The organism is Thiopseudomonas acetoxidans (genome assembly GCF_030362935.1).
In the GTDB taxonomy this organism is placed as follows: Bacteria; Pseudomonadota; Gammaproteobacteria; order Pseudomonadales; family Pseudomonadaceae; genus Thiopseudomonas; species Thiopseudomonas acetoxidans.
The window spans coordinates 222276-235292 of sequence record NZ_JAUCDY010000002.1 but is presented as its reverse complement, the minus strand read 5'-3'; the positions used below and the strand labels follow the sequence as shown (position 1 = coordinate 235292).

Annotated in this window: 12 protein-coding genes; 8 read left to right on the top strand and 4 right to left on the bottom strand. The window is 47.8% G+C overall.

Annotation, left to right across the window (positions count from 1 at the left end; translation table 11 throughout):
* Positions 1-104 precede the first annotated feature (104 nt).
* Both QEZ41_RS03135 and QEZ41_RS03130 read right to left on the bottom strand, forming a co-directional pair.
* Entirely contained in the window at positions 105-776 is a 672-nt protein-coding gene (locus tag QEZ41_RS03135) for an alpha/beta hydrolase (protein WP_289409922.1), read from the bottom strand.
* 34 nt (positions 777-810) lie between these two features.
* Entirely contained in the window at positions 811-1293 is a 483-nt protein-coding gene (locus QEZ41_RS03130) for an asparaginase domain-containing protein (RefSeq protein ID WP_289409921.1), read from the bottom strand.
* A gap of 80 nt (positions 1294-1373) precedes the next feature.
* Between QEZ41_RS03130 and QEZ41_RS03125 the strand changes: the two genes are divergently transcribed.
* From QEZ41_RS03125 to QEZ41_RS03090, 8 genes are all read left to right on the top strand, one after another.
* Positions 1374-1625 carry a GIY-YIG nuclease family protein gene (locus tag QEZ41_RS03125; protein ID WP_289409954.1) on the top strand — a complete coding sequence of 84 codons (252 nt, stop codon included), beginning with the start codon at positions 1374-1376 and terminating at the stop codon, positions 1623-1625.
* A gap of 1064 nt (positions 1626-2689) precedes the next feature.
* A complete protein-coding gene (locus QEZ41_RS03120) occupies positions 2690-3565 on the top strand; it encodes a Dyp-type peroxidase (RefSeq protein ID WP_289409953.1) in 876 nt (291 codons plus the stop codon).
* A gap of 267 nt (positions 3566-3832) precedes the next feature.
* Complete coding sequence (locus tag QEZ41_RS03115; protein ID WP_289409920.1) at positions 3833-4321, top strand: GspH/FimT family pseudopilin; 489 nt, start codon at positions 3833-3835, stop codon at positions 4319-4321.
* A gap of 2 nt (positions 4322-4323) precedes the next feature.
* Positions 4324-4893 carry a type IV pilus modification protein PilV gene (gene pilV / locus QEZ41_RS03110; protein WP_289409919.1) on the top strand — a complete coding sequence of 190 codons (570 nt, stop codon included), beginning with the start codon at positions 4324-4326 and terminating at the stop codon, positions 4891-4893.
* Entirely contained in the window at positions 4890-5702 is an 813-nt protein-coding gene (locus tag QEZ41_RS03105; RefSeq protein WP_289409918.1) for a PilW family protein, read from the top strand. Before pilV ends, QEZ41_RS03105 begins: the two co-directional genes overlap by 4 nt.
* On the top strand, positions 5699-6331 hold the full coding sequence (locus QEZ41_RS03100; protein WP_289409917.1) for a PilX N-terminal domain-containing pilus assembly protein: 633 nt from the start codon (positions 5699-5701) through the stop codon (positions 6329-6331). The genes QEZ41_RS03105 and QEZ41_RS03100 overlap by 4 nt, the downstream gene beginning before the upstream one ends.
* 18 nt (positions 6332-6349) lie before the next feature.
* Positions 6350-10024, top strand: coding sequence for a pilus assembly protein (locus tag QEZ41_RS03095; protein ID WP_289409916.1), 3675 nt, complete (start codon positions 6350-6352; stop codon positions 10022-10024).
* 60 nt (positions 10025-10084) lie between these two features.
* A complete protein-coding gene (locus tag QEZ41_RS03090) occupies positions 10085-10495 on the top strand; it encodes a type IV pilin protein (RefSeq protein WP_289409915.1) in 411 nt (136 codons plus the stop codon).
* A 114-nt stretch (positions 10496-10609) separates the two neighbouring features.
* Here QEZ41_RS03090 and QEZ41_RS03085 read toward each other — a convergent pair whose 3' ends face one another.
* Together QEZ41_RS03085 and QEZ41_RS03080 are read right to left on the bottom strand one after the other, a co-directional pair.
* Entirely contained in the window at positions 10610-11230 is a 621-nt protein-coding gene (locus tag QEZ41_RS03085) for a cytochrome b/b6 domain-containing protein (RefSeq protein ID WP_289409914.1), read from the bottom strand.
* Entirely contained in the window at positions 11227-12831 is a 1605-nt protein-coding gene (locus QEZ41_RS03080; RefSeq protein ID WP_289409913.1) for a tetrathionate reductase family octaheme c-type cytochrome, read from the bottom strand. Before QEZ41_RS03080 ends, QEZ41_RS03085 begins: the two co-directional genes overlap by 4 nt.
* Between the last annotated feature and the right edge of the window lie 186 nt (positions 12832-13017).

Genomic DNA, 13017 nt, shown 5'->3' with positions numbered 1-13017 from the left:
ACCCAAGTTTAAGCTAAAGCAAGAAATTAGGGAAATATTCAATCGGTAGACTGCGGCAGCTTTACGTTATTTAATTCAGGGCGTTAAGTGCCGCATCCAGTATTTTAATCGGTTGCAAGACTAGGGTTTAACTGCTTGTGCAGCCAGTGGCCGATATCAGTAATCTGCTCGTGGCAGACTTCGTGCTGCATGGGGTAGTCTTGCCACGTGGTAGGCATGTCCCATTGCGTGAGTTGTTGATAAGCCGCTTGCCCCATGAGTACCGGCACCACGCCATCGTAACGCCCGTGCATGCACAGCACCGGATAGCTGTAGGAGGGTTTGCTGGCGTCTTCAAAGGTGGGTGCGTAGGTGGATAAGGCCAGTACGCCGCCAAGAGGTTGTTGCCAGCGCAAAAAAGCAGTGTGTAAAACCACAGCACCGCCTTGAGAAAACCCAGCTAAAAAAATGCGTTTGGGATCGATGCCGCTGTCACGCTGTGCTTCTATGGTGCGAATCAGGTTTTCGCTGGATTCTTCCAGCTGTTCGCTATTAATGGCGCGCCTGCCGGGGCTAATCGCTAAAATGTCGTACCAGCTTGGCATCGCCATGCCACCGTTAATGGTCACAGGCTGGGTGGGTGCTTGCGGTAAAATAAAACGTACTGTGGGCAGCTGCGGCTGTAGCATGCGTGCGACTGGCTCAAAATCACTGCGTCCAGCGCCTAGGCCGTGTAGCCAAATCACACAGGCATCGGCGGGTTTTAGTGCTTCAACAATTAATGCGGTTTCTAACATTCTTAAATCCTATAAAGCGTATAAAAGCGGCCAGTTAAATAGGTTCAAATCGACCCTGTTGACGGTTTTTTTGTACGTGCTCAGCAGTAAAAACCTGCCCATGCATGGCAATATAAACCCCAGCAGGCAAGCATTGTAGCACTCCTAAGGCAAAGCCAAGATTAAAGGGTGCATCTGTATTGCGCATCCGTGCAGGTTGCATCGCACCAGTAAATACCACAGTTTTATCGCCCGGGTTTCTGAGTTGCTGTGCGCTGAGCGTCATGGTATCTGTGCCATGGATCACCAGTACTTTCTGTTCAGGGCATTGTGTTATAGCGGTTGCAAGCAGTTGGCGGTCGGCATCGGTAAAGTCTAGGCTGTCCTTTTTCAGTAGGCTGTCGATGCGGTATGCGCAGTGCACGCCCGCTTCCTGCAGTAAGGGCTCAACCATGGGTTCGCCAATGCTGAATTCAGAGAGCGCATCGGAGTACACTTTATCGAAGGTACCACCGGTAGTAATGATTTTTATAGACATAAGGAAACGCCTTGTCCAAACAAAACGGGGTTCAGTTTAACGCGAAGCAAGCACAAAAGCCTAGCCAGCCCAATTGGTATGTGTACTTGGTTCGGGCTGCCAATACAGCGCTGTATTGTGGGATTACCACGGATCCGCAGCGACGTTTTCAGCAACATCTAAACGGTAAGGGTGCGCGGTTTTTTCAAAGCAGTCCCGCGCAGGCTTTGGTTTATGTTGAAGGTTGTCTTGATAAACCTAGCGCTTTAAAACGTGAGTACGCCATTAAGCGGTTACCAAAGTCAGCTAAAGAGGCTCTGTTGCGAGCGCAAAGTAATTTACTGTTGGGATAAAAACGAACAAGCCGCAACGCTTTGCGCACGACGGCGAGATAAGTTTATGGGCCCTTTGCATTTACGGGTGTAGCTGATTTTTAAACCTTCCTGACTTCAGCAAGCACCTGGCTATCAGTCCCACAGTAAAGCGGTTTTCACGCAGCCGGTTGCTTGGCACAGCTCTTGTAGGGGTGCAACTCTTGCGCGGTTGGTGGTTGTCCATGTAGGTCTGCCTTCAGGCTGACATGTCGCCCTGAAGGGGCGACCCTTGCAGCAGAAGCTGACACAATGCCGGCAACCCTGACATGTCGCCCTAAAGGGACGACCTACAGGAGCATGTCTTGTGGATTGGCTCAGCTGTTGGGGTTGACACGGCTGTTGTGGGAGCGCAACTCTTGCGCGAAACAAACCATCCAGCCACACCAAGCCTTAATCGCGCATAAGATGCGCTCCCACAGTCCCACAGTCCCACAGTCCCACAGTTCCACAGTTCCACAGTAAAGCAAAGCGGTTTGCACGCAGCTGGTCGCATGGCACAGCTCTTGTAGAGGCTTACATTTTCCAAGTTTCCCGACATCTTTTCTAGCTGGCCAGATTTTTTCTACACCTTTAAATGCGAAAAGCCAGTTTATGTTGTGCTATTGGCTGTCTGTGCTGTAGGTATGGCCGATAATATCAATGATGGTTTGATCATATTGGCGCAAGGATTCAGCGAGGCTGTTAAGAAGCCTCTGAATAACTACCTGCGTAGCTACCACTTCGTTAAAAACGTACTCAAAATGCTCATTTACACATGTAAACTGCGCTTTTTCGTACGTTTTTGCCTTGTGTTAGCGTCCTCGGTAACGTTATTCAGAGGCTCCTTAAGAGGTGCATTCCATTATCACTAAAAAAACGTTTTAATAGAATACGGATACATGATGAGTCCTTTTTACAATGATGAACTAAAGAGCAATTCAGACGTAAGGTTGGATATTCAACGCTTTAAAAAAGTTCGCGCGGAGCTCGGACTGCATTTGTGTTTTAATTGTTTTATAGTGCTGCACATCGTTTAAGTAGCCTTGTTAAAAGAGAGTATGAACATGGAATGCCAAGCAAGAATTTTTGCCGAGCCGGTGCCATTGGTGGCGCGGCATGTATTTTTTGTCTTAGATGACAGCGAACATGTAGCCCAAGCTTTGACGCGCTTAGCGAGCATGACTGATGGTGAGTCTACCGTGGTGGGGGTGGGTGCATCAGTGCTGCAAGTGTTGGGTGTGCAGCTGGATAAATTACGGATATTTCCTGCGTTAAGTAATCAGGGTGTTGATGTGCCGTCCACCCAGCACGCGCTGTGGTGTTGGCTATGTGATGACGATCGTGGCGAGCTACTTTATCGTACTCGCGCTTTACAAGAAGCATTAGCGCCGGCATTTAAGCTGGTGCAGGTTACAGAAGCGTTTCGTTATTTGTCGGGCCATGATCTGACCGGTTATGAGGATGGTACTGAAAACCCCGTTGATGAGGCGGCAGTAGAAGCTGTATCTGATACGCTGGCGCCCTACGGCTGCTATGCAGCGGTTCAGCACTGGGAGCATAATTTGGACTTCTTTAAATCCCTGCCGCAGAACGAGCAGGACCATATTATTGGTCGTCGTCTCAGTGATAACGAAGAAATTGAAGACGCGCCAGAGTCCGCTCATGTTAAACGTACTGCTATGGAAGACTTTGAGCCAGAAGCCTTTGTTGTACGCCGCTCCATGCCTTATATAGACGGCGATGTAGCAGGTTTGGTTTTTTTGGCTTTTGGTCACTCGTTAGATGCTTTTGAAATGCAGCTAAAACGCATGACTGGTATGGATGATGGTATTACCGATGGCCTGTATCGTTTTAGCCGCCCGGTGACTGGTGGCTATTACTGGTGTCCGCCGGTTAAAGAGGGCCAGTTAGAATTATCGGCATTACTTAAAAACGCATAAAAATACATCTTCCCGCCCTATCAACTGTTGGAGCGCAATTTTTGCGCGATGGTGATTTTCCGGCACTATCTGAGCTGAAGTTATAATCGCAATCGCCCAGAAGCTGTGCTCCAGCAGAACACCTAGGGTGCCTATCTGTGTTGTTAATCACACAACTTGACGCCTGCCTGCCACTTATCCACAAAACTATACCTGCTGTCATAAGCTGCACGACAAAGGTGCTGGGCTTTGCCATGCTCATGCTCATAGATCTATAGGGAGTTAATCATGCCAAATACATTAAATGAACGCGGGTTTACCCTCGTAGAATTAATGATAACCGTGGCGCTGCTGGCGATAGTGGCCACTATTGCAGTGCCTAATTTTACCCAGTTTATTCGTAATAATCAGGTGCAGGCGCAATCCGACGAGCTGCTGAAGTTTTTGCAGTATGCACGCGGGCAGGCGGTGGCAAACAAGCGAGTTTACGAAGTCAACCTAGAAAAATGGCAAGTTGGCCCTGAGGGTGCAGCGGTGGAGCGCACATTACAGCTCAGCGATAAAATAACGCTTAGTAAATCAACCGTCACAGGCAATAAAGTAACTTTTAACCCCATGGGCATGGTTTCTGAGACCGTTTCATTTGTTATTTGTAATAACGGTGAGTTTAGCAATGGTTATTTAGTTGAGATTAAGAACAGCGGTAGTGTGCATCGTTATGCACGAGGCTATAAAGACGATTCGAGCAAGCTAAGCAGCTGTACCGCAGGAGGATAAACATGAGCAAGAACAACAAGGGTTTTAGCTTAATCGAGGTGCTGGTCACCCTAGTATTAACCGCGGTGGGTGTACTGGGCATGTTTGTGTTACAGAGCAAAAGCATTAGCTATACGCAGGATACGGTACACAGAGAAGCGGCTATATCTGCGGCCAATGAGTTGGTTGAGATTATGCGTGTGTATCGTGATGAGTTGTTTGAAAGCATACCACCCAGCGATTTGAGCTCAGCAGAAGTCAAAGGCAGCTATGGTGAGTTCTATGCGCGCCTAAAAAACAGCACGCCTCTTTATAAAGACGGTGCAGCGACTTTTACTAAAGAGGACTGCCCAACCTCAGGAGCAGCGCAGCAAGCCAAAGCGGTGGCGGGCTGCTGGTTGAAAAACCAGCAAGATGTATTGCCTGACTTTCAGGTTACAACGCTTTGCCCCAGTGCTGCTACAACCACCTGTACTTCAGGGTTTAAAGGCTCTTCGTTGTTGGTAGCTTTATCGTGGAGTTCGCGTGATAAAAGCTGCGGTCCAGACGGCAAGTCGGAAACATGCGTGCATTCAGTAAGGGTAGAGCTATGAGACATATAAAAGCACATAACCTTGGTTTATCCATGATTGAACTGCTGGTTGCTTTGGCTATTAGTAGTTTTTTAATACTTGGCATTACTCAGGTCTATATCAATAACAAAAGCAACTACGACTTCCAGCAAAGTCAGGCAAGCAATATGGATGCGGGGCGTTTTTTGCAAATTGTGCTTAACGAGCAAATAGCCAAAGCTGGTTATCGACGCGCGCCCGACCAAGAGTTTGAAAACGCTTTTAAAGCCAGGGCAGCGACTGATGAGTGTGCAGCGTTTGCTAAAGAGGCTGTGGTAACAAGCCTTAAAGATAACGCAACGGGTTTTTGTATTAGGTATCAGCCTGCTGTAAGTGGTGAGCAAGCCTGTGATGGTGTTGATTTAACACTAAGCAACCCTTCAGCCTTTATTTCAGCCAGTGACGGTGAGATGGCCTATGTGGCGATAAAGCATGAGTGGAATAATGATTTACACCAAGGAAAAATCACCTGTAATGGTCAGGACCTAATCGAAGGCGTAGCCGACTTTAATGTGGAGTTTCTTTTAGGTCAGACACTGGAAAGACGCTTCCAGTCTAACCCATACAAAAAAGCATCCGACTATAACGCCACCGATATTGTGCGTGGCATTAAATACAGCGCCTTGCTGGCCAGCCGCCCTAATCAGCGTTCTGGTATGGACTCTAATGTTTTTAATCAGTGGAAGAATAATGCTGATGCGGATACCAAAGCCAAGCTTGATAGCAACGATAACAACCGAATCTATCAGATGGTCAGCAGTACCCAAGTATTAAGGAATCTTGTGCCATGAATAACTTTAATCACTCACAACAACGTGGAGCCGTGTTGGTTATCGCGCTGGTGATGTTGCTAGTGCTAACTCTGCTGGCTACTGCCAGTATGCGAGGCACCGCGCTGGATGCGCGGATTACGGGTAATCACGCTAATAACGTGAATTTACAAAACTTGGCTGATGCCGCTTTGCGCGAAGGCGAGTTTCGCTTGTATGGGCCTGGTTATATTCGCGACAAACTGGAGCCGAACATGGAAGCGAACTGCGTAGCAGAAAATACGCTAAACAAAGAAGGCTTTAATAAGCCGTGCTTACTAAATGAGATGGATAAAGCAGACTTGGATAAGTATTTTGCACAGCCCATCACGCAGCTGGCTAAGATGACAGTTAGCAGTGATGTTTTAAAGTGGATGCCCTATCGTGGACTTGATGCTGAAAAAGAGTTTGATTTTGGGAATGACCAACCGCAAAGTTTCTGGAATGTGTATCGAATAATGGATGGTGCTGAAGAGGATGCTGCCCTTAATGCTGAGTATGGTGACGCTATGAAAGGTAAAGGAACGTTTTTCTTTCTGGTAACTGGACAAGCCAATGATGAGGTTGCGGTTCAATCCACTGTTACTACTATCTATCTGGGACTGGATTAAGAGGAAGTAATGATGCGAATGCAACAATTAATCAAGTTAAGCAAAACAACGCTCTCAGCTTGTCTAGTAGCGGGGGTTTTAAGTGCAGGAATGGCACAAGCTGGCGTATCGCAAGCACCGCTCAACCTTGTGGAGGGGGTTTCACCAAACGTTATTCTGACTCTGGATGAGTCGGGGAGTATGTCGTGGGGTTATATTCCTGATACGACTGCGCAGTCTTATAAAGATCTTATTGGCTCGTACAATAACAAGCGTTATCACGCGAACAACACCAACCCTTTGGCTTATAACCCGCACTTGGTGTATGAAATACCACCAGCTTTTGAATTGAATGGAGATAGCAAGGAGCTTGCAACCAGCTTTAGTAGTGCGCCTGCTAATGGGTTTGGTGTTCAGCACAGCACAAACAACCCGAGGGTAAACTTAGCGACACAATACAGGCCGATATACGAACACCGTATTCCATTAGCTGCACCGAATTATGCAAATCATCCAAACGACTCCAATGGAGGATGGACAAACACTAGTAACGGGAGGAGGCAGAATACAGCGGCTTATTATTATGAGTTTGATGGAACGCTAGTCTATTCGAAAGGAATCTTGTGCGAGGAAGTAAAGGATAATAAGTATGCAGGCGGTGAAAACTGCTATCGTTATCGTAAAGTTGATCAAACCTCAGCGTACGATAAAGACGGTGAGCGCTTGAGGCATCCAGACGGCACCCTCGTAGATGGTCGACAAAACTTCGCTATCTGGTATTCCTTCTATCGTTCACGCGCGCTGGCTACTCTATCAGCAGCCAGTATCGCTTTTTATGATCTGTCTTCTAATATTCGTTTCACTTGGCAAAACTTAGATACTTGTAAAAGCTTTACTGGCACTACTAGTGGTAGTGGTAGCTGCTTTGCGAACAGCCTTAAACCCTTCAACGCTAAGCATAGAGGAGAGTTTTACTCCTGGTTGCGCAATGTGTACTTTAACAAAGGCACTCCTTTACCAGCAGCAATGAAGCGTGCAGGGGAATACCTGAAAACAGATACGCCCTGGAAAATGAACCCGCAAGGCGGTGATATTGGCAAAAAGGGTAGTGAAAATACCAAGGAAAATACACTGGCGTGTCGCCCTAGTTATCACGTGCTAATGACCGATGGCATGTGGAACGCAACGACAACAAATCCTGGTAGTTTTAGATCAGACGACACAACCTTTGCTACACCCAGCAGCGCTAAATATCCGGCCATGAGTTATAACAACGTCAAACCTTTTTATGACTCAACAACCAATACGCTGGCTGACTTTGCTATGCACTATTGGGCAACCGATTTACGCACCGATCTTGATAATAAAGTGCCAACATTTGTGCCTTTTAAACACGACAGTATGGCTGACGAGTATTGGGACCCGCGCAACAACCCTGCGGGTTGGCAGCACATGACTAACTTTGTGATGGGGCTGGGGCTTACTACCTCTTTGAATAATGCCGATATTCCTTGGGCGGGCAGCACCCATGCTGGTGCCGGTTATAAAGCGCTGGTTGACGGTACTGCTACTTGGCCGCCTGCTGCTAGTGGTAGTGCCAACAACGTTTACGACCTCTGGCACGCCGCCATCAACTCGCGAGGTGACTTCTATAGTGTTGACAGTCCCGCGGATATGGTTAAAGCCTTTAAGGATATTCTCAGTCGTATTGCGGAGCGCCAGTCTACCGCCACATTACCGGCCATTGCTTCATCGGTCGAAGAGGCCGATCCGAATGACTCTGAGTCAGTGGCAAAACTCGCTTCTTATTTTTACCGCAGCAGCTTTGATAGCAAAGACTGGAGCGGTGATCTGGAGAAAATTAAAAGCTATATCTCCTATGAAGACAATAAGCGTACCGAAGTTACTGAAACGGTCTGGAAAGCGAGTAAAGAGTTGCCTTTACATGGCGCACGAAAGATTTACATGGCCAGCTCTACCGCATCTAACAAGTTGAAAGAGTTCAACACAACTAATGCGGATACAGCATTAAAAAATGCGTTAAACAAAAAACCGGATGAGGGAACAAGTGATGGTAATTGGGAGAAGCGCCTAAACTTTATTCGCGGTGCGCGTAGCGAAGAAGGTGGGTTGTTTAGAGAACGTTCATCCGTTCTGGGTGACTTCTTAGGCTCACAACCAGTATATGTTGCGGGCGCACGCTACCTCGAAGGCTTTGCTAATAAAATTGAAGGTAATACTAAGTATTCAGAGTTTGTGGAACAGCAAAAAAGCCGTAGGGCGCAGATTTATATAGGTGGTAACGCTGGTATGTTGCATGCGTTTGATGCAGCCACGGGTGTTGAAAAATTTGCTTTTGTGCCAACAGCTGTCTTCCCGCATTTGAATCGTTTAACTGATCCTAGATATGCGGAAACGCATCGCTTTTTTGTGGACGGTACGCCTGAAGTAGCGGATGTTTACGATGGGCAAAATTGGCGCACTATTCTAGTCGGCACCTTGCGCGCCGGTGGACAAGGAATTTTCGCCCTAGATATCACCAACCCCGATGAAATAAAGTTACTTTGGGAGTTGGATCAAAACTCAGCTGCATTTATAGACAAAGTTAAACCGGGTCATAGCTTCCCTAGACCAACCATTGCACGACTGCATAATGGCAGATGGGCAGTAGTGACCGGCAACGGCTATGACAATGGCGACGACAGTGGTAAGGCTGCTCTGTATATTATTGATGCGATTACCGGAGAGCTGACAAAGAGTCTTGAAGTGCAAAGTCCGGGTTCAGCTACCCATAACGGTCTGTCGACACCTAAACTGGCTGACTTTGATGGTGATGGTGTTGCTGACTATGCTTATGCTGGCGACTTGCATGGCAATCTGTGGCGCTTTGATTTGCTAGGTGCTAACGCTGAAGAAGGTAGAGAGAAAACAGAAGGTTCTATTTACGGCGATAAAGTCGGCGACACAACCGGGTTTAAAGTGTCTTACGGCGCTGAGCCGATGTTTACTGCAGAGTCCAGTAATAAAAGAGCACAAACAATTATGGCTCCACCCAGCTTAGTGCGTCACCCAAACCGGCAGAGCTATTTGATTGTATTTGGTACAGGCAAATACTATGAGGAAGGTGATGCTGGGGGCGATTTAAGTACGGCGCAATCCATTTATGCTATTTGGGATGAGAAAACTAAAGCACAGACTACGAGCGCTTTGAGTATTTCACGCGATGATTTACTTGAGCAGAGCTTCATTGAGAACGTCGTCGGAAAAAATGAGGTGGCCGGTGTGAATCGCGAAGCCCGCACGCTGTCTGATAATGAAATGGATTGGGAATCCAAAAAAGGCTGGGTATTAGATCTAGAGGTTGATGAATCAGCGCTCACAGGCGAAATGCTTATTAATGACATGCGTGTTGTAGGCACTACCTTGTTGTTCTCCACATTAGTTCCTAATGACGATCCCTGTGCGCACGGCGCGGGTAACTGGCTTTATGCTATCAACCCCTTCACAGGTGGTCGCACTGTGCGTCATGTGTTTGATACACGTAACGCAGATCCAGACCATTCGGTACAGGTGGTGTCGGGAATTAAGTTTGGTGGTCCCGGTGGCGTACCGCTTCATAGCACCCCAGGCGGTCTAGAAGTCTACCCAGGCGAGGGCGTTAATATTGCCGAAATGACCGGCCGCCAAACTTGGCGCATGGTTCCTGACCCTTAACGAACACAAAGCAGCCAGCAAGCTGGCTGCTTTTTTCTAGCAGATAAAATGGTTTTTTATATGAAAAAAAATAAAGGCTTTACACTTATCGAAGTCATGATCGTTGTGGCGATTATTGGGATTCTGGCTGCTATTGCTTACCCAAGTTATGACGAATACGTCAAACGTGGTAACCGCGCTGAAGGGCAGGCTTTTTTAAACGAGGTTGCGGCAAGGCAAGAGCGTTATTTTTCACAAAACAATGCGTATGCGGCTAGTGCGTCTGATTTAAACGTGCCTACAGACTCAGAAACAGGAAAATATACGCTGAGCATTGGCACAGATAATGGTTACACGCTTACCGCTACGCAGCAGTTCAATGATACCAAGTGTGGCAATCTAACTTTGAATGCGATCGGCGATAAGGGCGCCAATGGAAAAACAACTGCTAATTCTGCTGATAGAGAGTTTGTAATGAGCTGCTGGCGCTAAAACTAAGCACAGAATCTACTATCAAGAGTTAACAAAAAAGCCCGCTAACGAACAGTTAATTCGCTACCGGGCTTTTTTAATAGTCACTAAACGCAGCCTTGCTGCCTTAGCTAGCTAGTCTTTGCTGTCAGCCGTCTGTTTTTTTGGCATGTCTTCATATCCAGTAATCATGGGTTTGATCATGCTGAAAATGGTTTTACCCATGGTGGTCATATACACGTGGGCAATTACAAAAATGAGCATTGCAAACGCTGCTGCGGTGTGGGTTATCGCAACGCCACCGAGGGTGATAAAGGGTAGGTCTAAATCAGCCCACTGTGTGTAGAACAGGTAGAGCAGACCAGAAACCCAAATAGCGGGTGAGATGACCAGTTTAAATCCCAGATAGGCTAAGCGCTGTAGTGGGTTGTGTTTGGCTTGGGTGGTTGCACGATAAGGGTGTTCAGCGCCAGTAAAGGTGCCGATTAAGTAGTAGTGCACCACTGCGCCCAGTTTATTGGTGGTGGGAACATAGTGCTTCCACTCGCCAGTGGTTAGGTGCCAGAAGATGGCTAATACCCACAGACCCATCAGCGCGTAGGCAGCATACTCATGCAGCTGGGTAGCTTTAGCAAAGCCCAGTACGTGATAGCTGCCATGGATTTCAAAGCCGGTAAACATTAAGAAGAAAATTAATGCTGCCTGACTCCAATGCCAAAAACGTTCAAAGCGTTTAAAAATCATGATGCGACTCATTGGTTTTTTCTCCTGCGGCTCGCCAGAATACGGCCAGCGCCGTGCGCTAAAGCCCCTAGTAATGTAAGCAGTGCAATGCTCCAGCCAGCGCGGTCCAGCCAAATATTGCGGTCGCGGCCGGGCATGTAAAAGCCGATCAGCTCTGATAAGCGACCCTCGCGGGCATGGCATGAACTGCACTCTAATGCCTCGGAAGCGGGGGCGACCATATGGGTAATCGGCCAGTGCATGCGAGTTTCAATAAAGTCGAATTCACCACTGTATTCCTGACCTGCGTAGTCAGTACCTGCTTTAAGGGATTTTACCCAGTCAAAGTTGGTCCACAGGGCAGTATCGTCATCGGCGCTGTACACATGGTTGACCAATAAGTGCTTGTGCAGGGTGTCGTAAGGCTGCTTACCTTCCATAATTTTAAACGGCCAAATACGTGAATCTGGGTTGTCGTGGCTGCCTTTGATTTGGTTGAGTTCGATAGGAGTTTGCGTGTCGTCGATTTTGTCTTCGCGCAAGGTATAGCGTGACTCTCCATCAAACCAACGGTAGGCAGGGATTACGTTTTCTTCGTAACGAAACGTTCCTTTGGTGCTTAAGTACTCTAAGTGACCGCTTTTATCACGAATGGTTTGCGGCTTACCGTCTTTGTCCAGCTGACCTGCTGTGGACCAGTCCCACCAGGTTTTAGTCGCTACACCACCGCGGGCAAACTCAGGGATATGACAGGTTTGACAGGCTACTCGCGCCACATGGTCATTGAGTTTAGGTGTTTGGTGGGGTGCGTTGCTGTGGCATGACTCGCAGGAGGCGCGGGTTTGGTCAGTATGACCGGGTACGTCAATCCCCAGAGTGTCACGTGCATTGGTTAAGTAACGGCTGCCTGTGACACTGTGTGCAGAGGTGGTATGACAGTCGGCGCAGGCAAAATTAGCACCTTCTTGGGACATATGCACATCAAGGCTGCGCGGTGCATTAAGTAGGGAAGAGTCTAAATCGCCGTGCTTTACGCCATCTCCACCGCCGCCATAAAAGTGGCAACTGCCGCAGTTTTGGCTGGTTGTTGCACCAATGTTTTGTGCGATGTTGGCTAGATCTGTTTTGCGCTTAGTGGAGTTGTCTTGTGGGTCAGTGAATTCATAAATGGGGTGACCTGCGCCCGTGGGTGATTTTTTATAACCACCCGTGGTGTCGTGACAAATTAAGCAGTCCACCGTGTTTTCTGCGGCCGGTGGCGCTTGGCGCATATCATCCCAGCCGTAACCGGTGTGACAACTGGTACAGAAGGGCTCGTTTGAGGCAACTGAGCCGCAAAAGCTGTTAACTACATGCCGCTTACCTAGCATTTGTCCCGTTGATGGGTGCTCAAACTGCCAAGTCCAGTGCGTGCTTTTTTGCAGCTGCTTGGACGCTTCGGTATGACATTCCAGGCAGGCGGAAGTCACTTCAGGCCCGGAGCTAAAGGGGCCTTGTAGCTGTTTAAACTGGGTGTGATCAGCGGTTGATGGAGCGGAGCGCTCCAATGCTAACGCTTGCGCAGTGCTAAATAACAGCAGTACACAAACGGCGATCATATGTCGCAGTGCTAGACGAATAAAATACGTCTTCATAGAGCCTCCTTTGACTCAAATGCCGAACAATTAGCCTTTCGAGCAAGGTGTCTTAGGCGTAAAGAACAGAAAAAAAATTGATTTAACCAGCAACTTAAATAATGTGCATTTCAGCGTAAGTGCCTATCTGTGCAGCCTGCTTGGTTAGTTAGCGGGTGCAGGGTTTTAACTAAGTTTGAGGTGCAA